At 68.4% G+C, this 20032-nt stretch carries 22 protein-coding genes; 20 read left to right on the forward strand and 2 right to left on the reverse strand.

Annotation, left to right across the window (positions count from 1 at the left end; translation table 11 throughout):
• Window positions 1–23: 23 nt before the first annotated feature.
• From GGR25_RS08815 to GGR25_RS08855, 9 genes are all read left to right on the forward strand, one after another.
• Window positions 24–437 (forward strand): phage major tail protein, TP901-1 family, encoded by a 414-nt coding sequence (locus tag GGR25_RS08815; RefSeq protein WP_183398364.1) that lies wholly within the window; start codon window positions 24–26, stop codon window positions 435–437.
• The gene (locus GGR25_RS08820; RefSeq protein WP_183398365.1) at window positions 437–751 is read left to right on the forward strand and encodes a gene transfer agent family protein; all 315 of its coding nucleotides are present in this window, start codon (window positions 437–439) and stop codon (window positions 749–751) included. The genes GGR25_RS08815 and GGR25_RS08820 overlap by 1 nt, the downstream gene beginning before the upstream one ends.
• A complete protein-coding gene (locus tag GGR25_RS08825; RefSeq protein ID WP_183398366.1) occupies window positions 748–939 on the forward strand; it encodes a rcc01693 family protein in 192 nt (63 codons plus the stop codon). The genes GGR25_RS08820 and GGR25_RS08825 overlap by 4 nt, the downstream gene beginning before the upstream one ends.
• Before the next feature lie 260 nt (window positions 940–1199).
• Window positions 1200–1766, forward strand: coding sequence for a phage tail tape measure protein (locus GGR25_RS08830; protein WP_246409376.1), 567 nt, complete (start codon window positions 1200–1202; stop codon window positions 1764–1766).
• 192 nt (window positions 1767–1958) lie between these two features.
• Window positions 1959–2609 (forward strand): DUF2460 domain-containing protein, encoded by a 651-nt coding sequence (locus GGR25_RS08835; protein ID WP_183398367.1) that lies wholly within the window; start codon window positions 1959–1961, stop codon window positions 2607–2609.
• Entirely contained in the window at window positions 2606–3496 is an 891-nt protein-coding gene (locus GGR25_RS08840; protein ID WP_183398368.1) for a baseplate hub domain-containing protein, read from the forward strand. Before GGR25_RS08835 ends, GGR25_RS08840 begins: the two co-directional genes overlap by 4 nt.
• Window positions 3497–3516: 20 nt before the next feature.
• On the forward strand, window positions 3517–3954 hold the full coding sequence (locus GGR25_RS08845) for a DUF6950 family protein (RefSeq protein ID WP_183398369.1): 438 nt from the start codon (window positions 3517–3519) through the stop codon (window positions 3952–3954).
• On the forward strand, window positions 3954–7829 hold the full coding sequence (locus tag GGR25_RS08850) for a baseplate multidomain protein megatron (RefSeq protein WP_183398370.1): 3876 nt from the start codon (window positions 3954–3956) through the stop codon (window positions 7827–7829). The genes GGR25_RS08845 and GGR25_RS08850 overlap by 1 nt, the downstream gene beginning before the upstream one ends.
• Window positions 7822–8166, forward strand: coding sequence for a DUF2793 domain-containing protein (locus GGR25_RS08855; protein ID WP_183398371.1), 345 nt, complete (start codon window positions 7822–7824; stop codon window positions 8164–8166). Before GGR25_RS08850 ends, GGR25_RS08855 begins: the two co-directional genes overlap by 8 nt.
• A 17-nt stretch (window positions 8167–8183) precedes the next feature.
• Here GGR25_RS08855 and GGR25_RS08860 read toward each other — a convergent pair whose 3' ends face one another.
• Window positions 8184–8408, reverse strand: coding sequence for a hypothetical protein (locus tag GGR25_RS08860; protein ID WP_183398372.1), 225 nt, complete (start codon window positions 8406–8408; stop codon window positions 8184–8186).
• A complete protein-coding gene (locus tag GGR25_RS08865) occupies window positions 8402–8980 on the reverse strand; it encodes a hypothetical protein (protein ID WP_183398373.1) in 579 nt (192 codons plus the stop codon). Before GGR25_RS08865 ends, GGR25_RS08860 begins: the two co-directional genes overlap by 7 nt.
• A 39-nt stretch (window positions 8981–9019) precedes the next feature.
• On the opposite strand from GGR25_RS08865, the gene GGR25_RS08870 reads away from it, so the two are divergent.
• The 11 genes from GGR25_RS08870 to GGR25_RS08920 all read left to right on the forward strand — a co-directional run bounded on the left by GGR25_RS08870 (window position 9020) and on the right by GGR25_RS08920 (window position 20021).
• Window positions 9020–9310 carry a PepSY domain-containing protein gene (locus GGR25_RS08870; protein ID WP_210299857.1) on the forward strand — a complete coding sequence of 97 codons (291 nt, stop codon included), beginning with the start codon at window positions 9020–9022 and terminating at the stop codon, window positions 9308–9310.
• 5 nt (window positions 9311–9315) lie between these two features.
• Complete coding sequence (locus tag GGR25_RS08875; RefSeq protein ID WP_183398374.1) at window positions 9316–9996, forward strand: response regulator transcription factor; 681 nt, start codon at window positions 9316–9318, stop codon at window positions 9994–9996.
• Window positions 9993–11357: an ATP-binding protein gene (locus GGR25_RS08880; protein ID WP_183398375.1), complete on the forward strand. Its 1365-nt coding sequence runs from the start codon at window positions 9993–9995 to the stop codon at window positions 11355–11357. The genes GGR25_RS08875 and GGR25_RS08880 overlap by 4 nt, the downstream gene beginning before the upstream one ends.
• Before the next feature lie 94 nt (window positions 11358–11451).
• Window positions 11452–11910, forward strand: a complete 459-nt coding sequence (locus GGR25_RS08885; RefSeq protein WP_183398376.1) for a glycine zipper 2TM domain-containing protein — start codon at window positions 11452–11454, stop codon at window positions 11908–11910.
• 162 nt (window positions 11911–12072) lie between these two features.
• Window positions 12073–13197 (forward strand): c-type cytochrome biogenesis protein CcmI, encoded by a 1125-nt coding sequence (gene ccmI / locus GGR25_RS08890; protein WP_183398377.1) that lies wholly within the window; start codon window positions 12073–12075, stop codon window positions 13195–13197.
• Between the two features lie 37 nt (window positions 13198–13234).
• The gene (gene ccmE, locus GGR25_RS08895) at window positions 13235–13705 is read left to right on the forward strand and encodes a cytochrome c maturation protein CcmE (RefSeq protein ID WP_183398378.1); all 471 of its coding nucleotides are present in this window, start codon (window positions 13235–13237) and stop codon (window positions 13703–13705) included.
• Window positions 13702–15681 (forward strand): heme lyase CcmF/NrfE family subunit, encoded by a 1980-nt coding sequence (locus tag GGR25_RS08900; RefSeq protein WP_183398379.1) that lies wholly within the window; start codon window positions 13702–13704, stop codon window positions 15679–15681. Before ccmE ends, GGR25_RS08900 begins: the two co-directional genes overlap by 4 nt.
• Window positions 15682–15683: 2 nt before the next feature.
• Window positions 15684–16145: a cytochrome c-type biogenesis protein gene (locus GGR25_RS08905; RefSeq protein ID WP_183398380.1), complete on the forward strand. Its 462-nt coding sequence runs from the start codon at window positions 15684–15686 to the stop codon at window positions 16143–16145.
• A gap of 130 nt (window positions 16146–16275) precedes the next feature.
• Window positions 16276–17796, forward strand: coding sequence for a Do family serine endopeptidase (locus GGR25_RS08910; protein WP_183398381.1), 1521 nt, complete (start codon window positions 16276–16278; stop codon window positions 17794–17796).
• A 166-nt stretch (window positions 17797–17962) separates the two neighbouring features.
• Window positions 17963–18643 carry a response regulator transcription factor gene (locus GGR25_RS08915; RefSeq protein ID WP_183398382.1) on the forward strand — a complete coding sequence of 227 codons (681 nt, stop codon included), beginning with the start codon at window positions 17963–17965 and terminating at the stop codon, window positions 18641–18643.
• A complete protein-coding gene (locus GGR25_RS08920; RefSeq protein ID WP_183398383.1) occupies window positions 18627–20021 on the forward strand; it encodes an ATP-binding protein in 1395 nt (464 codons plus the stop codon). Before GGR25_RS08915 ends, GGR25_RS08920 begins: the two co-directional genes overlap by 17 nt.
• Window positions 20022–20032 lie beyond the last annotated feature (11 nt).

Consider the following 20032-nt stretch of genomic DNA (forward strand, 5'->3'; position numbering starts at 1 on the left):
GCTCAATTGGCGAAGGAGACATCATGACCGCGCAGAAGGGCAAGGACCTTCTCCTGAAGATCGACACGAGCGGCGCCGGCGCCTTCGCGACCGTCGCGGGGCTGCGGACCCGCCGCATCGCCTTCAATGCCGAGACGGTCGACATCACCGACACCGATTCCGCGGGCCGCTGGCGCGAGCTGCTGGCCGGCGCCGGGGTGCGCCGCGCCTCGATCTCGGGCGCCGGCATTTTCCGCGACCAGGCGTCCGACGCGGCGATGCGCACGGTCTTTTTCGACGGGACGATCCGCGACTATCAGCTGATCGTGCCGGATTTCGGCACGCTGGCCGGTGCGTTCCAGATCACGGCGCTCGACTATGCCGGCGAGCATGACGGCGCGATCACCTATGAGATCGCGCTCGAATCCGCCGGCCCCGTCAGCTTCACGGCCGCCTGATGGCCAATCGCAGACGAGGCGAGATCGAGGCGGTCCTCGACGGCGAGGCGCGTGTGCTCGTGCTGACGCTCGGCGCGCTCGCGGAGCTCGAAGCCGTGTTCGGCGCCGGCGATCTCGCGGCGCTGGCTGCGCGTTTTGCGGACGGCAAGCTGTCGGCGCGCGACGCGGCCCGTATCATCGGGGCAGGCCTCCGCGCCGCCGGCGCGGAGGTCTCCGACGACGAGGTCGCCACGATGCGGGCAGAAGGCGGCGCGGCCGGCTTCGCGCGCATCGTCGCCGAACTGCTGGCCGTCACCTTCGGCGGCGAGCCATGAAAGCCGCGCCGTTTCCCTGGCGCGAGGCGATGGCCATCGGCTTCGGCGTGCTCAAGCTCTCCAGCCGCGATTTCTGGGCCCTGACGCCGCGCGAACTCGCAAGCGCCATCGAAGGCCTGACGGGAAGGACGAGCGCGCCGATGGACAGGGAGCGACTGGAGGAACTGGCGAGAAGGTTTCCGGATTGAAGCTTTCTTTCCCCCTCTCCCGCAAAGCGGGGGGCCGGGGAGGGAGCGCCGCTCAGGCCCTGCCGTCGTCCCAGGCTCCGCCGTCACCCCGTGCATGACACGGGGTCCATTCAGCCGAAGCGCCCATCGACCACGGCTTCAGGCTGGATGGATTCCGGCTTTCGCCGGAACGACGGCATTCTGTGAGAGCGGTGTGTCATGCCCGGCAGCGCCTTCTCCGGCATTCCTCCCGCAGCGGGAGCGTTTAAGAAAGGCATCCCATGCCCACTGTCGTCGACGAACTCTCGGTCACCATTTCGGCCGACACCACCGCGTTTCGCGCTTCGCTGGATGACCTGTCGAAGCGCGCGAATTCGTTCTCCTCCGCGATCACCAGCGCCTTTTCGAGCGCCCTCATCGGCGGCAAGGATCTCGATGACGTGCTGAAGAACCTGGCGCTGCGCTTTTCCACGATCGCGCTCAACGCGGCGCTGAAGCCGCTCCAGAACGGGATCGGGGCGGCGCTTTCGGGCGTCCTGTCGTCTTTCGGCGTCAGCGGTTTCGCCAAGGGCGGCGTCGTGCCGTTCGCTTCCGGCGGCGTCGTGGCGAGCCCGACCTATTTTCCCCTTGGCCGCGGCCTCGGCCTGATGGGCGAGGCGGGCGCCGAGGCGGTGATGCCGCTGGCGCGCGGGCCGGACGGGCGCCTCGGCGTCGCCGGCGGCGGGCAGGGCGGCGTCACGGTCAATGTCGCGATCCAGACCCAGGACGCATCGAGCTTCCGCAAATCCGAGGCCCAGGTCGCGGCGACGCTGGCGCGAGCGGTCGGGCGGGGACGGCGCGGGCTGTAGCGCGGACGCTTCGGCGTTGGAAGACCCTCACCCCATCCCTCTCCCGCAAGCGGGCGAGGGGGCGCCAACGATCAGCCTCGATAGGGATGAAGTCCGCCGGCGGAACCCCCTCTACCGCTTGCGGGAGAGGGTTGGGGTGAGGGTCTTGCTGGCCTTCATCTCCACGTCGCACGGCCTCCTGGAGATACGAAGATGCCCCTGATCCCATCCTTCCACGAGATCCGCTTCCCGACCGGGATCGCCTTTCGCTCGCGGGGCGGGCCGGAGCGGCGGACCGAGGTGGTGACGCTCGGCTCGGGGCGCGAGACGCGCAACCAGCGCTGGGCGGATTCGCGCCGCCGCTATGATGCCGGCTATGGCGTGCGCTCGCTCGCGGACATGAATGCCGTCATCGCCTTTTTCGAGGAGCGGCGCGGCAAGCTGTTCGGCTTCCGCTGGCGCGACCGCACCGACGATGCCTCCGCGCCGCCGGGCACTGTCCCCGGTCCGCTCGACCAGGCGATCGGCACCGGCGACGGCACGAATGCGGCGTTCCAGCTGGTGAAGACCTATGGCGCGGCGCATGCGCCCTATGTGCGGACCATCGCCAAGCCGGTCGAGGGAAGCGTGCGCGTGGCCGTCGACGGCGTCGAGGTCGCGGAAGGCACGGGTTTCGCCGTCGATCCGGCAAGCGGCATCGTCACATTCCTGCCGGGCCACGTGCCGGCGAGCGGCACCGCGGTCACCGCCGGCTTCGCCTTCGACGTGCCCGTGCGCTTCGATGTCGACCAGCTCGCGATCGACCTCGCCGCCTTCGATGCCGGCGAGATCCCGTCCATCCCGCTGGTGGAGATCCTGCCGTGAGGACGCTCCCTCCCGATCTCGCCGCGCATCTTGCCGGCGAGGCGACGACGCTGTGCCGGTGCTGGCGATTGACGCGCAAGGACGGCACGGTGCTCGGCTTCACCGATCATGACCGCGACCTCGTCTTCGACGGCGTGACCTTCGAGGCGGCGAGCGGCTTCACCGCCAGCGAGGCGACGAGCGCGGCGGGCTTTTCGACCGGCGGCATGGACGTGGCCGGCGCGCTCTCCTCCGAGCGCATCGCGGAAGCCGATCTCGCCGCCGGGCTCTATGACCATGCGACGATCGAGACCTTCACGGTCAACTGGCAGGCGCCGGCGGAGCGGCTGCTGATGCGCACCGGTCATGTCGGCGAGGTGGTGCGCGAGGACGGCGCCTTCCGCGTCGAGATCCGCGGCCTCGCCGCCATGCTCGACCAGCCGCAGGGCCGCGCCTTCCGAGCCGCCTGCGACGCGGATCTCGGCGATGCGCGCTGCGGCAAGAACCTCGATGCGTCCGCCTTCCGGGCGAGCGTGAGCGTGGTGGCGAGTACGGACGGCAAATGGCTGACGCTCTCCGGCATCGACGGCTATCAGGTCGGCTGGTTCGAGCGCGGCCGGGTGAGCTTCACCAGCGGCGCCAATGCCGGCCGCGGTGCCGTGGTGCGCACGCATCGCCTGATCGAGAACGTCATCAAGGTCGAACTATGGACCGCGATGACCGGCACGATCGCGCCCGGCGACACGCTGAGCATCACGGCCGGCTGCGACAAGCGCTTTTCGACCTGCCGCGACAAGTTCGCCAACGCGCTCAATTTCCGCGGCTTCCCGCACATGCCCGGCAATGATTTCAGCCTCGGCTACGCCCGCACCGGCAGCCGCAACGACGGCAGCGCGATCATCGTCTAGGTGAAGAGCAGGAGACCCCCATGCCCATCTCCCGCGAGGCGATCGTCGCTGCCGCCATGTCGTGGCTCGGTACGCCCTATCGCCATCAGGCCTCGCTCAAGGGCGTCGGCTGCGATTGCCTCGGACTGGTGCGTGGTGTCTGGCGCGAGGTTTGCGGCGCCGAGCCCGAGGCGCCGCCGCGCTATACGCCCGATTGGGCCGAGGCGCGGGGTCGCGAGACGCTGGCCGAGGCCGCCGCGCGGCATCTGGCGACCATCGATCTCGACGAGGCGCGTGCCGGCGACGTGCTGCTCTTTCGCTGGCGCGAGGGACTGCCGGCCAAGCATGCGGCGATCCTGGTCGCGCCGGACCGCTTCATCCATGCCCATGACGGCGCGGCGGTGGCGCTCGCCGATCTCGTGCCCTGGTGGCGCCGCCGCGCCGCCTTCGCCTTTTCCTTCCCCGGAGTGACCGACTGATGGCGACGCTCGTTCTGCAGGTGGCCGGCGCGGCGCTCGGCGGCGTGTTCGGCCCGCTCGGCGCCACCATTGGCGCGGCGGCGGGCGCGCTCGCTGGCTATGCGGTCGACCAGTATCTGTTCGGCACGACGGCCGAGGGCGCGCGCCTTTCCGATCTCAACGTGCAGCGTTCGGAGGAGGGCGCGGCGATCCCGCGCGTCTATGGCAAGGCCCGCATCTCCGGCCAGGTGATCTGGGCGACGCGGTTCGAGGAGGTGGTGAGCGAGGAGGGCGGCAAGGGCGGCCCGTCGATCGTCAACTATTCCTATTACGCCAATTTTGCGATCGGCCTGTGCGAAGGTCCGATCGCGCGCATCGGCCGTTGCTGGGCCGATGGCGACGAGATCGACCTCGCCACCGTCTATCACCGCGTCTATCGCGGCGACGAGGGGCAGGGCGCCGACAGCCTGATCGCGGCCAAGCAGGGCGCCGCCGGCACGCCGGCCTATCGCGGCACCGCGATCGTCGTCTTCGAGCGGCTGCCGATCACCGATTATGGCAACCGCCTGCCGCAGCTCGCCTTCGAAGTCTTCCGCCCGGCCGGCGGGCTCGAGGACGAAATCCGATCGGTCGTGATCATCCCGGCCGCCTCGGAATTCGCCTATGATCCGCAGCCCGTCTATCTCCAGGGCGGCGTCGGCAGCCGCGAGACGATCAACCGCCATATAGACGGCGCGGTGACGGACTGGCAGGCCTCGCTCGACGAACTGCAGGCGCTCTGCCCGAACCTTCGGCGCGCGGCGCTCGCCGTCACCTGGTTCGGCAATGACCTCCGCGCCAATCATTGCACGGTCACGCCGCGCGTCGAGGCCTATGGCACGACGACGACGCCCACGATCTGGTCTGTGTCCGGGCTGGTGCGGTCGGGCGCGCCGCTGGTCAGCCAGATCGGCGGCCGTCCGGCCTATGGCGGCACGCCGTCGGACGAGAGCGTGCTGCGCGCGATCGTCGACCTGAAGCGCCGCGGCCTCGCGGTCACCTATTACCCGTTCCTGATGATGGACATTCCTTCGGGCAACAGCCTGACCGATCCCTATGGCTGGGGCACGCAGCCGGCCTATCCCTGGCGCGGCCGCATCACCGCCTCCTGGGCGCCGGGCATGAGCGGCACGCCCGACAAGACCAGCGCGGTCGAGGCCGAGATCGCCGCCTTCATGGGCTCGGCGGCGCGCACCGACTTCGCGATCGCTGGTGTCAATGTCGTCTATTCCGGCCCGGCCGAATGGTCCTATCGGCGCATGGTGCTGCATTCGGCGTTTCTGTGCCTCATCGCCGGCGGCGTCGACGCCTTCATCATCGGCTCGGAGCTCCGCGGTTTGACCACGCTGCGCTCGACCGGCCATGCCTATCCCTTTGTGACGGCGCTGAAGGCGCTCGCGGCCGATGTCCGCGCGATCCTCGGGGCGGGCACGAAGATCACCTATGCCGCCGACTGGAGCGAATATTTCGGCCATCAGCCGGCCGATGGCTCGGGCGACGCCTTCTTCCATCTCGATCCGCTCTGGTCCGATGGCGCCATCGACGCCGTCGGCATCGATTCCTATGTGCCGCTTTCCGACTGGCGCGACGGCGCCGATCATCTCGACGCGGCGGTCGCGGAAAGCGGCCGCGACATCGCCTATCTCCGATCCAACATCGCCGGCGGCGAGGGCTTCGACTGGTATTATGGCTCGGATGCCGATCGCGCTGCGCAGATCCGCTCGCCGATCACCGATGGCGGCTACGGCAAGCCCTGGGTCTATCGCTACAAGGATCTGAAGTCCTGGTGGAGCCAGCCGCACTATAACCGCATCGGCTATGTCGAGCAGGCGAGCCCGACCTCCTGGGTGCCGGAGGGGAAGCCGATCTGGTTCACGGAGATCGGCTGCCCGGCGATCGACAAGGGCGCCAACGAGCCTAACGTGTTTCCCGATCCCAAGGTCGGCGGCTCGCGCCTGCCGCATTTCTCCAATGGCTCGCGCGACGCGCTGATGCAGGAGCGGGCGATCTCGGCGCTCCTGTCCTATTGGGACCCGGCCTCGCCGGATTTCTCCGCCGCGTCGAATCCCGTCTCCGCTGTCTATGGCGGGCGGATGGTGGATATCGACCGCACCTATGTCTGGTCCTGGGATGCGCGGCCCTATCCGGCCTTCCCCTTTCGCACCGATGTCTGGTCGGACGGTGGCAACTGGCAGACGGGCCATTGGCTGAACGGCCGGCTCGGCACGCTGTCCGCGATCCGCCTCGTCGAACGGATCCTGCGCGACTACGGCTTCACGCAGTTCGCGGTCGGTGACATCGACGGGATGATCGACGGCTATGTGATCGCCTCGGTCGGCTCGGCGCGACAGGCGTTACAGCCGCTCGCCGAGGCGCTCGGCTTCGTCGCCGCCGAATCCGCCGACGTGATCCGCTTCGTCCGCACCGCGCTGCCCCGCGCGACGATCGCCGCGGCGACACTGGCGGAAGACGGCGAGACGCCGCTCGTCACGCTGCGCCGGGCGCAGGAGACCGAACTGCCGGCCGAATATGGCCTCGGCTTCATCGATCCGCTGAACGATTATCGCTCGCGCACCGTCGCCTCGCGCCGTCTCGAAACGGCGAGCCGGCGGCAGGCGAGCACCTCGACGGCCATGGTGATCGATGACGGCGTCGCCACGGCGCTCGCCGATGATCGGCTGCAGGATCTCTGGGACGGCCGCGAGACGGTCGCCTTCGCGCTCGATCCGAGGCGTCTGGAGTTCGAGCCGGCCGATGTCGTCCGCCTGACCCGCATTGGCGAGAGCCTGACCCTGCGCGTCGGGCGGATCGAGGATGGGCTGGTGCGGCGGATCGAGGGACGAACCGTCGTCCCGCCGACCGCGACCACGCCGGTCGGCGATGGCTCGGCGACCCTTCCGGGCTGGACTGCCGATCCGGGACCGCCCGATGTCGTGGTGCTCGACCTGCCGGCAATGGACGAGGCGACCGGTGACGTGCACGCGCGGATCGCGCTCTTCGCCGATCCCTGGAACGGTCCGTTCGGCATCTCGGTCGGCTCGGCGGAATCTGGCTATCAGCTACGCCAGTCGGTGGCCCACCGCGCGGTCCTCGGCACGATCGCTGCCGCCGTGCCGCCCGGTCCGCTCGCCCGCTTCGACGAGGCGACGGTCGTCGAGATCGCCATTCCCGTCGGTTCGCTCGCGTCCCTGCCGGACGAGGCGGTCCTGAACGGCGGCAATCTCGCGGCGATCGGCACCGAGGCCGGCGGGTTCGAGGTGATCCAGTATCGTCATGCCGAACTGGTCGGCACGGGCCTGTGGCGGATCTCCGGCCTTCTGCGCGGGCAGGGCGGCACGAGCGATCTGGCCGCGGCCGGCCATCCGGCCGGCGCGCGCTTCATCCGCCTCGACGGCGCCGTGCCGGTGTTCGAACTCCAGACATCCGAAATCGGGCTGACGCGTGCCCTGCGTGCCGGACCCCTTGCATCGGCCTATGACCCGGCGACGTTCGCCGAGCGCGACTTTGCCGCCGCCGGCATTGCGCGCCGCTGCCTGGCGCCGGTGCACCTCACGGGGCGGCGCGACGCGGCGGGCGATGTGACGCTCCGCTGGATCCGCCAGACGCGGATCGGCGGTGATGGCTGGGATCAGGTCGAGGTGCCGCTCGCCGAGGCGAGCGAGGCCTATCGGGTCGATCTTCTCGAGGGGAGCACGCTGCGCGCGCGCTACACGGCGAGCGAACCGAGCCTCGCCCTCCCGGCGGCGACGCTCGCCGCGGTCCTGTCCGCGCCATCCGCGCCCTTCACGGCCCGCGTCGCCCAGCTCAGCGCCACGGCCGGTGCCGGCCTTTCCACGGAGATCCTGATCGATGGCTGATCCACTCGAGACGACGCAGCTCGCGCTGCCCTATATCGCGGCGGCGCAGGCGCAAAAGCACGTGACGCATAATGCGGCGCTCAAGATGCTGGACGGCATCGTGCAGCTTGCGGTGGAGGCGAGTGCGGCGACGGCGCCACCGGGTGCGCCGGCCGAGGGCGCGCGCTATCTGCTCGGAGCGAGCCCGACGGGCGTGTGGTCGGGGCAGGGCGGCAAGCTGGCCGTCTATGCCGATGGTGCCTGGTGGTTCGCGACGCCCCGGACGGGCTGGCTCGCCTATGACCGCGGCACGGATCAACTGCTCGTGCTCAAGGCCTCGGGCTGGACGACTGTCTAGGCGGCGCCGGATCGCGCTCAGATCGAGAGCACCTCGCCGACCAGAACCGCGGTCGAGCCGACCGTGTCGAGCACGGCGAAGGCGGCGGCGTCGTGGACCGGGCCCCAATGATGCGCGACGGCCTCATAGCCGGTCTCGACGCAGACCAGACCGACCAGGAGCAGCAGGGCCCACCAGCCGTTGCGTATCGAATGGCCTGACAGCACGCCGCCAAGCGCGGCAACAACCACTGCCTTCAACATCGACGCATCTCCACCGGCGCCCCCCGGCTGGAGGCGACGCTGCAGCGCAAAAACGGCGAGCGCGTGGCGCCTTTGTAACGAATCGTAAACGAGGCCCTCGGCGCGACGCATGCGTCGGCGGCATGCAGACCTCCAGCATCCTGAAAGGAAACCAAGATGGCGAACAGCTCGACGATCGATGGATTGCTCAGCGCGGTCGACTCCGCCCTGTCGCGCGTCGCCGCGCGCGACGACAATGCCATGACGCCGGATCTCGTGCCGGCGATCTCCGCGGCCGTGGCGGCAGAGGCGGCGCGCGACCCGGCCATCCAGCACGCGACCAATGCCGAGCCCTGGTACACCTCCCGCGTCACCTGGGGCGCCATCATCGCCGCGCTCTCGCCGCTGATCGGCCTGTTCTTGGCCATACCGTTACCGCCGCCGATCAGCTGGCGATCGTCGAATTCGGCACAGCGGCCGGTTCGCTCGTCGGGGCCGGCATCGCGCTCTATGGCCGCTGGGTCGCGCGGGCACCGATCGGGTCCCGATAGACCAACGCGCAGTTGCCCCAAACGGCAGGGGACGATACGCATTCAGTCCACGTTCATGCTGGCGGTGCTAGGGGGTACAGCATGTCGAACGCGCTCAAGCCTGCCGTCATGGCGCTGATCCTGCTGGCCCTTTCGGGAGCGCCGGCCTTCGCGAATGGCTGTCTGTCCCAGAGCGAGGCCCGTCAGGCCGTGCAGAGTGGCCAGGCCGTCTCGCTCAGCCAACTTCGCGCCGGAATTCCGGGCGAAGTTCTGTCGGCGCAGCTCTGCCAGTCCGGCGGGGGCCTCGTCTATATGGTGAGCGTCCTCGTCGACGGCGGGCAGGTGAAACGTCTGCGGGTCGACGCGACGAGCGGCGCGGTGAGCGGGAACTGAACGCAATGCGGATACTGGTCGTCGAGGACGACAAGGACTTGAACCGGCAGCTGGCCGATGCGTTTCGCGAGGCCGGCTATGTGGTCGACGCGTCGCATGACGGCGAGGAGGGGCATTTCCTCGGCGACACCGAGCCCTATGACGCCGTCATTCTCGATATCGGCCTGCCGCGCATGGACGGCATCAGCGTGCTCGAGGCCTGGCGCCGCGCGGGCCGCAAGATGCCGGTGCTGATCCTCACGGCGCGCGACCGCTGGAGCGACAAGGTGCAGGGCATCGACGCGGGCGCGGATGACTATGTCGCCAAGCCCTTCCACATCGAGGAGGTGCTTGCCCGCATCCGCGCGCTGGTGCGCCGCGCCGCCGGCCATGCCTCGAACGAAATCGAATGCGGCTCGCTCCGCATCGACACCAAGGCCGGCCGCGTCACCGTCGACGGCAATCCGGTGAAGCTCACCTCGCATGAGTACCGTGTGCTCGAATATCTGATGCACCACCGCGACCGGGTCGTGTCGCGCACCGAGCTGACCGAGCACCTCTACGACCAGGACTTCGACCGCGATTCGAACACGATCGAGGTCTTTGTCGGTCGCCTGCGCAAGAAGATCCCCGCGGAGATCATCGATACCGTGCGGGGGCTCGGCTACCGGATCGTGACGCCGGGCGGCACAACGGGCGGTTCATGAGGCCGCGTTTCGATTCGCTCGCCTTCCGCCTCGTCGCCGGCGCGACGGTCTGGGCCGCGATCGCCCTGGTCGCCGCCGGCTTCGTGCTGTCTTCGCTCTATCGCGACACGGTCGAGCGGGCCTTCGACGAGCGGCTCGGGGTCTATCTGAAGACGCTGGTGGGCAATCTCGCGGCACAGGCGCCCGGCGATCTGCGCGATCCCGGCAATCTCGGCGAACAGCGCTTCGAGCTCGTCTATTCCGGCTGGTACTGGCAGGTGCAGCAGGCGAATGGCCAGGTCGTCATGGCCTCCCGCTCTCTGGCGACCGACACGCTGGATCTCGCGCTCGCCAAGCCGCTCGGGCGAATCGACGGTCTGCAATCCGCGACGCTCACCGGGCCCAGCGACCAGAAACTGCGGCTGCTGCACCGCACCTTCACCTTCGATGCCGATCACCGCTACGAGGTGATGGTCGCTGGCAATGTCAGCGATCTGGAAAAGGAAATCCGCTCCTTCCAGGCCTCGATCGCCGTGACGCTGTCGGCCTTCGGCATCGGCCTGATCGCGCTTATCGGCGTGCTGGTGCGCTGGGGCCTCAATCCGCTCGATCGCGTGCGCCGCGGGCTCTCCGAACTGAGGTCCGGCCGCGAGCAGCGTTTCGAGGGGCCGTTCCCGGCCGAGCTCGAGCCGCTGGCGCGCGAACTCAACGCGCTGATCAGTTCCAACCAGGCGATCATCGAGCGCGCGCGCACCCATGTCGGCAATCTCGCCCATGCGCTCAAGACCCCGCTCAGCGTCATCACCAACGAGGCGCGGGCGAGTGATGGGCCGCTGGCCGAGAAGGTCAGCGAGCAGGCCGAGATGATGCGGGTCCAGATCAATCACCATCTGGAGCGGGCCCGCATTGCGGCGCGCTCCAAGGTGATCGGCGTCGTCACCGAGGTGGAGCCGATCACGGCCCGCCTCGTCCGCGCCATGCGGCGCATCCATCTCGACCGCGATCTCGCGATCGAGGCGAGCGTGCCGGCCGGCGCGAAATTCCGCGGCGAACAGCAGGATTTCGAAGAGATGGTCGGCAATCTCGTCGACAATGCCTGCAAATGGGCGCGGAGCGAGGTCGCGCTGACCTGCACGCTCGAGACGGCCACTTCGGACGAGCATTGGCTCGTTCTCCGCGTCGACGACGATGGTCCTGGCCTTTCCGAGGACCAGATGGCGGAGGCCACGCGCCGCGGCCGCCGGCTCGACGAGAGCAAGCCGGGCTCCGGCCTCGGCCTCTCCATCGTGTCCGATCTCGCCGCGATCTATGGCGGCAGTTTCACCATGCGCCGCTCGGCGCTGGGTGGCCTCTCGGCCGAGCTGCGGCTCCCGGCCGCTTGACGCTCCGTCACCCGAAATCCAAATTTCCGCCATTGTGTCGGCGCAAGGGGCGCCGGACCCGGAGGGCGGCCTTCGGGGTGTCACGTGAGGCATAATGCGTCTTGCTCCTTTGATCGTTCTCGCCACAGCGCCTTTCGCGCTGGCAGCCTGCCAGACTCCCTCCAACCAGCAGGTCGGCATCGTGACCGGCTCGGCGGTCGGTGCGGCCGTCGGCAACCAGTTCGGCTCCGGCTCGGGCAAGGTCGCGTCGACGGTCGCTGGCGGGCTGATCGGCGCGTTCGTCGGCAATGCGATCGGCGTCAGCCTGGATGCGCAGGCGCAGCAGCGTGCGGAAGCGGCTCAGATGGCGGCGCTCGAATCCGGCCGCGCCGGGACGCCCGTTGCCTGGAGCGGCGGCAATGCCCGGGGCGAGGTCGTTCCCGGCCCGCGCTACAACGTCAACGCCGTTGAGTGCCGGGACTATACCCACCAGATCTGGATCGAAGGCCAGCCGCAGACGGCGCGCGGCACCGCCTGCCGGCAGGAAGACGGAAGCTGGCGCCCGATCAGCTGACATTCGCGCGCGATCTGACGGGAATTTGAGCGGACGCAAACGGCGTCGCGACAGTTTGCGCTATGCGGACGGTCCTTGGAATGGCTACAGCCTTTCAGCCTGCGTGCGGATGACGATGCATCCGCACGGGGAGGACAAGGCTGAAGAGGCCGCAGGAGACCGATGCTGCTCTGGATCGCCATGGCCGTGCTCACGGCCGTCGCCTCGCTCGTCGTCCTCGCTCCGCTCGGGCGGCGGGGGACGAGCGACGCTGCCGCCGATTCGGCCGGCTCGATCTATCGCGACCAGCTTGCCGAACTCGCGCGTGACCGCGAGGCGGGCCTGATCGCCGAATCCGAGGCCGAGGCCGCACGCATCGAAATCGCCCGCCGCCTGCTGAAGGTCACCGATGCCGGGGCCGATAGGCTGCGCGATGGCGCGACGCTTCGGCGCTTTGCGGTCCTCGTGGCGATCATCGGCCTGCCGCTGATCGCGGTCGGCACCTATCTCGCGATCGGTTCGCCCAACCTCGCGGACCAGCCGCTGGCCGAACGCCGGCAGGCATCGAACGATTCGGAACTCGACGGGCTCGTCGCCAAGGTCGAGGCGCATCTCGCGGCCGAGCCGAACGACGGCAAGGGCTGGGAAGTGATCGGCCCGGTCTATATGCGCATGGGCCGCTTCGACGATGCGGCGCGCGCCTTCGACAATTCCCGTCGCCTGCTCGGCGCGACGCCGGATCGCGACGCGCTCTATGGGGAAGCGCTGGTCCGGATCCATGGCGGCCTGGTCACGGCTGATGCCGAGCAGGCCTTCGCGAGCGCGCTCAAGGCCGATCCGTCGAATGTTCGCGCCCGCTTCTACATCGCGATCGGGCTCGGTCAGTCCGGCCGGAAGGACGAGGCCGTCGCCGCGTGGAAGTCCCTGATCGATTCCGCGCCCGCCGATGCGCCCTGGCTCGATTCCGCCAAGGCCGAGCTTGCTGGGCTGGAAGGCGGAGCACCCATGGCTGCGGCTCCGGGCCCGACCGCCAACGATGTCGCGGCGGCGGCGGACCAGACCCCAGAACAGCGCCAGCAGATGATCGAAGGCATGGTTTCGGGCCTTGCGGCGCGTCTTGATGCCTCACCTGACGATCCGCAGGGATGGGCGCGCCTCTTCCGCGCCTATATCGTTCTGGGGCGTCAGGCGGACGCCGAGGCCGCGCTGGTGCGCGCCCGTGGCCTGCTCGCGGGAAAGAGCGACGTGCTCGCCGCCGTCGAGAAGGCGGCGGCTGATAACGGCATCAGCGCGAAGGCTGCGCCATGAGGCGCTGGGCGAAGATGGAGAAAGCGGCGGAACGGTCATGACGAGAAAGCAGCGACGCCTCAGCCTGATCGGTGCAGCAGGAGCGGTGCTCATGCTGGCCGTGGGCCTTGTCCTCTATGCGCTCTCCGATGGTATCGCATTCTTCGCCACGCCGTCCGAGATCGCCACCAAGCCACCATCGCCCGATACACGCCTCCGACTCGGCGGGCTCGTCGAGACCGGCAGTGTCGTCAAGGAAGCCGATGGCGTCGTCCGCTTCGCCGTGACGGACGGCAAGGCCGCCGTCTCCGTGCACTATGTCGGCATTCTGCCGGATCTTTTCCGCGAAGGTCAGGGCGTCGTCGCCGAAGGACGGGTCGATACGACCGGCGTCTTCGCCGCCGACACGATCCTCGCCAAGCATGACGAGACCTACATGCCGAAGGAAGTCGTCGAGGCGCTGAAGAAGAGCGGCGAGTGGCGGCCCGAGATGGCCGGTGAAGGCCCTGCGCCAAAGGCAGTCCAATGATCGTCGAGCTCGGCCATTATTCGCTCGTCCTGGCGCTCGCGCTCGCGATCGTCGGCTTCGTGCTGCCGCTGATCGGCGCGCTGCGTCATGACGCGCAACTCATGGCCGTCGCCCCATCGGCGACCGTGGCCCAGTTCGTGTTCGTGGCCATAAGCTTCGCGGTGCTGACGCACGCCTATCTCGTATCGGATTTTTCCGTCGCGAACGTCGTCGAGAATTCGCACTCGATGAAGCCGCTGATCTTCAAGATCAGCGGCGTGTGGGGCAATCACGAAGGCTCGATGCTGCTCTGGGTGCTGATCCTGGCGCTCTTCGGAGCCCTCGTCGCCCTGTTCGGCCGCAATCTGCCGCTTCGCCTCAAGGCACTGGTCCTGTCGATCCAGTCGCTCATCGGCGTCGCGTTCCTCTTCTTCATCCTCGCGACGTCGAACCCGTTCCTGCGCCTCAGCCCGGCGCCGATCGAGGGCCGCGACCTCAACCCGATCCTGCAGGACATCGGCCTCGCCATCCATCCGCCGCTGCTCTATCTCGGTTATGTCGGCTGCTCGATCTCGTTCTCCTTCGCGATCGCCGCGCTGATCGACGGCCGCATCGACGCCGCCTGGGCGCGCTGGGTGCGGCCCTGGACGCTGGCGGCTTGGGTGTTCCTGACGCTCGGCATCGCGATGGGCTCCTATTGGGCCTATTACGAGCTCGGCTGGGGCGGCTGGTGGTTCTGGGATCCGGTCGAGAACGCGTCCTTCATGCCCTGGCTCGCGGCGACGGCGCTGCTGCATTCGGCGATCGTCATGGAGAAGCGCGACGCGCTGAAGATCTGGACGATCCTGCTGGCGATCCTCGCCTTCTCGCTGTCGCTGCTCGGCACGTTCCTCGTTCGCTCCGGCGTGCTGACCTCGGTCCACGCCTTCGCCAGCGATCCGACCCGCGGCGTCTTCATCCTCGGCATTCTCTGCGTCTTCATCGGCGGCGGCCTCGCCCTGTTCGCCGCGCGGGCGCCGTCGCTCGCGCCCGGCGGCGTGTTCGCCCCGATCAGCCGCGAGGGCGCGCTGGTCTTCAACAATCTCATCCTCACGGCGGCCTGCGCGACCGTGCTCACCGGCACGCTTTACCCGCTGGTGCTGGAAGCGCTGACCGGCGGTAAGATCTCCGTCGGCGCGCCGTTCTTCGACATGACCTTCGGCCCGCTGATGGTGCCGCTTCTCATCGCCGTGCCGTTCGGTCCGCTGCTTGCCTGGAAGCGGGGAGATCTCCTCGCCGCGAGCCAGCGCCTGATGGCTGCCTTCCTGGTGGCGCTGGCCGTCATCGTCATCGGCCTGTTCCTGGCCGGCACCGGATCGGCGCTCGCCATCCTCGGCATCGCGCTCGCCGCCTGGCTGCTGGTCGGCTCGCTGTCCGACATCGCGTTCCGCGTGAAGCTCGGCCGCGCGCCGCTGGCCGAGAGCGTGCGTCGCGGCGTCGGGCTGCCGCGCGCGGCATGGGGCACCATGGTCGCGCATTTCGGGCTCGGTCTCACCGTGCTCGGCATCGTCGCATCGACGGCCTGGAACAGCGAGACCATCGTCACCATGAAGCCGGGCGACAGCGTCGAGGTCGCCGGCCGAACCCTCGCCATGGACGGCTTCCTGCCGGTCGCCGGCGGCACCTATACGGGAACCGCCGTGCGCTTCTCGATCCGCGAGGGCGGCGCCGCGATCGGCACGCTGCAGCCGGAGAAACGCTTCTACACGGTCCAGAACATGCCGACGACCGAGTCCGCCATTCGCACCTTCGGCTTCTCGCAGCTCTATGTCTCGCTGGGCGACGTCAAACCGGACGGCGAGACGACGGTGCGTGTTTATTGGAAGAGCCTCATCACGCTGATCTGGCTCGGCGCGCTGGTCATGGCGGCGGGCGGTACGCTCTCTCTGTCCGACCGGCGGCTGCGCGTCGGGGCGCCGAAGCCGGCGCGTCGCGCCGTCCCGGTCGCGGCGGAGTGACCATGCGCCGCTTGCTTGCTCTCCTCCTGCTCCTTGTCTCGCTCGTGCCGGCACTCGCGGTGCAGCCCGACGAAGTGTTGCCCGATCCGGCGCTGGAAGCGCGGGCGCGGACGCTTTCGGCGGAGCTGCGCTGCCTGATCTGCCAGAGCCAGTCGATCGACGATTCGGATGCCTCGATCGCGCGGGACCTCCGCCTGCTCATCCGCGAGCGGCTGAAGGCCGGCGACAGCGATGCGGCGGTGAAGGAATTCCTGGTCGACCGCTACGGCGAATATGTGCTGCTGCGCCCGGCCTTCGCCTGGCACAATGCGCTGCTCTGGGGCGCGCCGCTGCTCGCTCTGGCGATCGGCGGGTCGCTGTTTTTCCTGCTGTTCCGCCGGCGGCGGAATGCGCCGGCTGCCGCCCTCTCGGCAGAGGAAGAGCAGCGGCTGAGCGCCCTGATCGCCAAGGGCGACGAACGCTGAGCCCGCCAGGCGGGACATTACCAAGAATTCATATCGGTGACAGGCGACCGTAAGGTGCCGAACGGCATTGTGACGTCATGAGATGCAGCCCCCGCAAGGCTCTCATGATTGCAATTTCGTGGAGATACCGATGCCCGAACAGAATCTCGCACCGAAGACTGGCCGTCGCGTTCGCAGCCGCATCCTGCTCGGCACGGCGCTCGCCGCCGTCATCGTAGGCGGCGTCGCCGGCGAGGCCGTGCTCGGCAGCCGCACCCCGGCCTATGCCGAGGCGGTTCGCGTGCAGGCCGCCGCTCAGATGCCGGATTTCGCGGACCTCGTCGACAAGGTGAAGCCGGCGGTCGTCTCCGTTCGCGTCAAACAGGACGTCACGGACGTCGCGGACGACGGTTCCGATGACAATGGCTTCCCGAATCCCGGCCAGTTCCCGCCCGGTTCGCCCATGGAGCGCTTCTTCAAGCAGTTCCAGGATCAGGGACAGGGCGGCAAGAACCGCTGGCACAGCCAGCCGAACCGCCGCGCGGTCGGCCTCGGCTCGGGCTTCTTCATCTCCGAGGACGGCTACGTCGTCACCAACAACCACGTCGTCGACGGATCGAGCGACTTCACCGTCACCGATGCGGACGGCAAGGAGTACACGGCCAAGCTGATCGGCAAGGATGCGAAGACCGATCTGGCGCTGCTGAAGGTCGATGCGGACAAGAAGTTCACCTATGTCGAGTTCGCCCCGGGCGACGTGCGTGTCGGCCAGTGGGTCGTTGCGGTCGGCAATCCGTTCGGCCTCGGCGGCACGGTGACGGCGGGTATCGTCTCGGCGCTCGGCCGCGACATCGGCTCCTCGGCCTATGACGACTTCATCCAGATCGACGCTTCGGTGAACAAGGGCAACTCCGGTGGCCCGACCTTCAACCTCAACGGCCAGGTGATCGGCATCAACACGGCGATCTATTCGCCGTCGGGCGGCAGCGTCGGCATCGCCTTCGATATTCCGGCCGCGACCGCACAGCGCGTGATCGCCGACCTGAAGGAGCATGGCGAGGTCGTCCGCGGCTGGCTCGGCGTCCAGATCCAGCCGGTCACCAAGGATATCGCCGACAGCCTGAAACTTGCCGACGCCAAGGGCGCTCTCGTCGCCGATCCCCAGCAGGACAGCCCCGCGGCTGCTGCCGGGATCAAGTCGGGCGACGCGATCCTGACCGTCGACGGCAAGAAGGTCGATGACGCGCGCAACCTGTCGCAGATCATCGGCGGCTATGCGCCCGGCACGACCGTGAAGCTCGGCATCTGGCGTGGTGGCAAGGACGAGACCGTCGAGGTCAAGCTCGGCAAGATGCCGGTTGAGCAGAAGGTCGCGAGCGCGCAGGAAGACGTGAAGCCGTCCTCCGTCGCCGATCTCGGCCTCGCCCTCTCGCCGACGCCCGACGACAAGGGCGTGCTGGTTTCGGACGTCGATCCGAACGGCGCTGCGGCCGAGCAGGGCATCCAGGCTGGTGACGTCATCCTCGCGGTCGGCGGCAGCGAAGTCTCGCGTCCCGGCGATGTCGAGCGCGAGGTGGTCGACGCCAAGAAGGCCGGCATGAAGGCGGTGCTGATCCGCGTCAAGTCCGGAGACCAGACCCGCTTCGTGGCTCTGCCCTTCGCCAAGGCCTGATCCCACCCCATCGGCCCCGCCGGCACCAGCAGCGCGCATTTTTCCGCTCTGGGTGCCGGATGCCCAGGCAGGCGGGTTCCTGAACCCGCCTGCCTTTTTCTTGCCTGCGTCTGCTCGCCGGCCGCGACCACTCTCCCTTTCGCCCCTAATCGGCTAACCTTGCGCCATGCGAATCCTGCTTGTCGAAGACGATCGCGAGACTGCCGCCTATCTCCTGAAGGCGCTGAAGGAGGCGGGCCATGTGCCGGATCACGCCGCCGACGGCGAGGAGGGCGCGTTTCTCGCGGAATCCAACCGGTACGACGTCATGGTCGTCGACCGCATGCTGCCGAAGAAGGATGGGCTGACGCTCGTCTCCGAGGCGCGGGCCAAGGGCAACGACACGCCGGTCCTCATCCTCTCGGCGCTCGGCCAGGTCGATGACCGCGTCACCGGCCTTCGGGCGGGCGGCGACGATTATCTCGCCAAGCCCTACGCATTCTCCGAATTGCTGGCCCGCATCGAGGTGCTCGCCCGCCGGCGCAAGCCCGGTGAGGCGGAGACGCTGCTGCGCGTCGGCGATCTCGAGCTCGATCGGCTGAGCCATATCGTGCGTCGCGGCCAGACGGTCATTCCGCTGCAGCCGCGCGAGTTCCGTCTGCTCGAATATCTCATGAAGCATGCCGGCCAGGTCGTGACGCGCACCATGCTGCTGGAGAACGTCTGGGACTATCATTTCGATCCGCAGACCAACGTGATCGACGTCCACATTTCCCGCCTGCGTTCCAAGGTCGACAAGGGCTTCCCCGATCCGCTCGTCCACACGGTGCGCGGCGCCGGATACATGATCCGTGACGGCGCTCGGTAAGGTCGTCCGCACGACGGCATTCAAGCTGACGGCGATCTATTTCGTCGTCTTCACCGTCTTCGCCGTGGCGTTTGTCGGCTGGATCTCGCGCGAGACCGACCGCATCCTCACCCAGCAGGTGAAGGACTCGATCGAGGCCGAGATCGGCGTGCTGGCCGATGAGGGTCTGAGCCGCGGTCTCACGGGCATCGTCGCGGCGATCGAGCAGCGCAGCCGCGTTCCGGGCGCGAGCCTCTATGTGATCGCGGATTCCGAAGGCCGCGTCGTCGCCGGCAATGTGACGGAGGTGCCGCCCGCCCTGCTGCAGCGCAGCGGGCTGGACCCGATCACCATCCCCTATAAGAGCCTCGACGACGAGAACGGTCCGAAGACCGCGATGGTCCAGGTCCTGCCCCTGCCGAACGGCATGCGCATGCTGGTCGGTCGCGACATTTCCGACATCGAGCGCATCCGGTCTGTCGTGGCGAAGGCGCTGGTGCTGGGCCTCGGTCTGCTGATCGTCCTCGCCCTCGGCTCATGGTTCTTCGTCAGCCGTCGCGTCCTGAAGCGGATCGACTCGATCGCCGGCACGAGCCGGCAGATCATGGCGGGCGACCTCTCCGGACGGCTTGAAGTCACGGGGACGGGCGACGAGTTCGACCGCCTCGCCGAGAGCCTCAACGCGATGCTGAGCCGGATCGAGGATCTCCTGCACGGTCTCAAGGACGTTTCCGACAACATCGCGCATGATCTGAAGACGCCGCTGACGCGGCTGCGGACGCGCGTCGAGGCGACCCTTGCCGGACCGCAGGATCTCGGTGCTTATCGCACGGCGCTCGAATCGACGATCGAGGAATCCGACCAGCTCATCCGCACCTTCAACGCGCTTCTCATGATCGCGCGGATCGAGGCCGGTTCGCCCGATGGCGCCATGGGACCGATCGACCTGGCGCGGATCGTCGCCGATGTGGCCGAGTTCTACGAGCCGGTCGCCGAAGAGGCCGAGGTCTATCTGGCCCTGTCGCTGGAGGAGCCGCTTCCGATCGTCGGCAGCCGCGAACTGATCGCGCAGGCGCTCGGCAATCTTATCGACAACGCGATCAAATATGTCCGCAGCGGCGATCGCCCGCCGGCTGCGCCGCGCGTCGCCGTTGCCGCGCGCCGCGACGGCGACGCGATCCTCGTCACGGTCGCGGATAATGGTCCCGGCATCGCCGCCGAGGATCGCGAGCGCGTGCTGAAGCGCTTTGTCCGGCTCGAGAAAAGCCGGACCATGCCGGGCAGCGGCCTCGGCCTCAGTCTCGTCGACGCCGTGACAAGGCTTCATCATGGTGCCATATCGCTTCAGGATGCGAATCCGGGGCTGGTCGTGAATCTGCGATTCCCCGCTTCGTCCTAAGCGAAAGGGAG

This window comes from Kaistia hirudinis (assembly GCF_014196455.1).
Classification (GTDB): Bacteria; Pseudomonadota; Alphaproteobacteria; order Rhizobiales; family Kaistiaceae; genus Kaistia; species Kaistia hirudinis.

Bases quoted from the DNA above. Each gene is read 5' to 3' on its own strand.
- GGR25_RS08815 (WP_183398364.1), top strand. From the start codon at position 24: ATGACCGCGCAGAAGGGCAAGGACCTTCTCCTGAAGATCGACACGAGC.
- GGR25_RS08820 (WP_183398365.1), top strand. From the start codon at position 437: ATGGCCAATCGCAGACGAGGCGAGATCGAGGCGGTCCTCGACGGCGAG.
- GGR25_RS08825 (WP_183398366.1), top strand. From the start codon at position 748: ATGAAAGCCGCGCCGTTTCCCTGGCGCGAGGCGATGGCCATCGGCTTC.
- GGR25_RS08830 (WP_246409376.1), top strand. From the start codon at position 1,200: ATGCCCACTGTCGTCGACGAACTCTCGGTCACCATTTCGGCCGACACC.
- GGR25_RS08835 (WP_183398367.1), top strand. From the start codon at position 1,959: ATGCCCCTGATCCCATCCTTCCACGAGATCCGCTTCCCGACCGGGATC.
- GGR25_RS08845 (WP_183398369.1), top strand. From the start codon at position 3,517: ATGCCCATCTCCCGCGAGGCGATCGTCGCTGCCGCCATGTCGTGGCTC.
- GGR25_RS08850 (WP_183398370.1), top strand. From the start codon at position 3,954: ATGGCGACGCTCGTTCTGCAGGTGGCCGGCGCGGCGCTCGGCGGCGTG.
- GGR25_RS08855 (WP_183398371.1), top strand. From the start codon at position 7,822: ATGGCTGATCCACTCGAGACGACGCAGCTCGCGCTGCCCTATATCGCG.
- GGR25_RS08860 (WP_183398372.1), bottom strand. From the start codon at position 8,408: ATGTTGAAGGCAGTGGTTGTTGCCGCGCTTGGCGGCGTGCTGTCAGGC.
- GGR25_RS08865 (WP_183398373.1), bottom strand. From the start codon at position 8,980: ATGCGTATCGTCCCCTGCCGTTTGGGGCAACTGCGCGTTGGTCTATCG.
- GGR25_RS08870 (WP_210299857.1), top strand. From the start codon at position 9,020: ATGTCGAACGCGCTCAAGCCTGCCGTCATGGCGCTGATCCTGCTGGCC.
- GGR25_RS08875 (WP_183398374.1), top strand. From the start codon at position 9,316: ATGCGGATACTGGTCGTCGAGGACGACAAGGACTTGAACCGGCAGCTG.
- GGR25_RS08880 (WP_183398375.1), top strand. From the start codon at position 9,993: ATGAGGCCGCGTTTCGATTCGCTCGCCTTCCGCCTCGTCGCCGGCGCG.
- GGR25_RS08885 (WP_183398376.1), top strand. From the start codon at position 11,452: ATGCGTCTTGCTCCTTTGATCGTTCTCGCCACAGCGCCTTTCGCGCTG.
- ccmI (WP_183398377.1), top strand. From the start codon at position 12,073: ATGCTGCTCTGGATCGCCATGGCCGTGCTCACGGCCGTCGCCTCGCTC.
- ccmE (WP_183398378.1), top strand. From the start codon at position 13,235: ATGACGAGAAAGCAGCGACGCCTCAGCCTGATCGGTGCAGCAGGAGCG.
- GGR25_RS08900 (WP_183398379.1), top strand. From the start codon at position 13,702: ATGATCGTCGAGCTCGGCCATTATTCGCTCGTCCTGGCGCTCGCGCTC.
- GGR25_RS08905 (WP_183398380.1), top strand. From the start codon at position 15,684: ATGCGCCGCTTGCTTGCTCTCCTCCTGCTCCTTGTCTCGCTCGTGCCG.
- GGR25_RS08910 (WP_183398381.1), top strand. From the start codon at position 16,276: ATGCCCGAACAGAATCTCGCACCGAAGACTGGCCGTCGCGTTCGCAGC.
- GGR25_RS08915 (WP_183398382.1), top strand. From the start codon at position 17,963: ATGCGAATCCTGCTTGTCGAAGACGATCGCGAGACTGCCGCCTATCTC.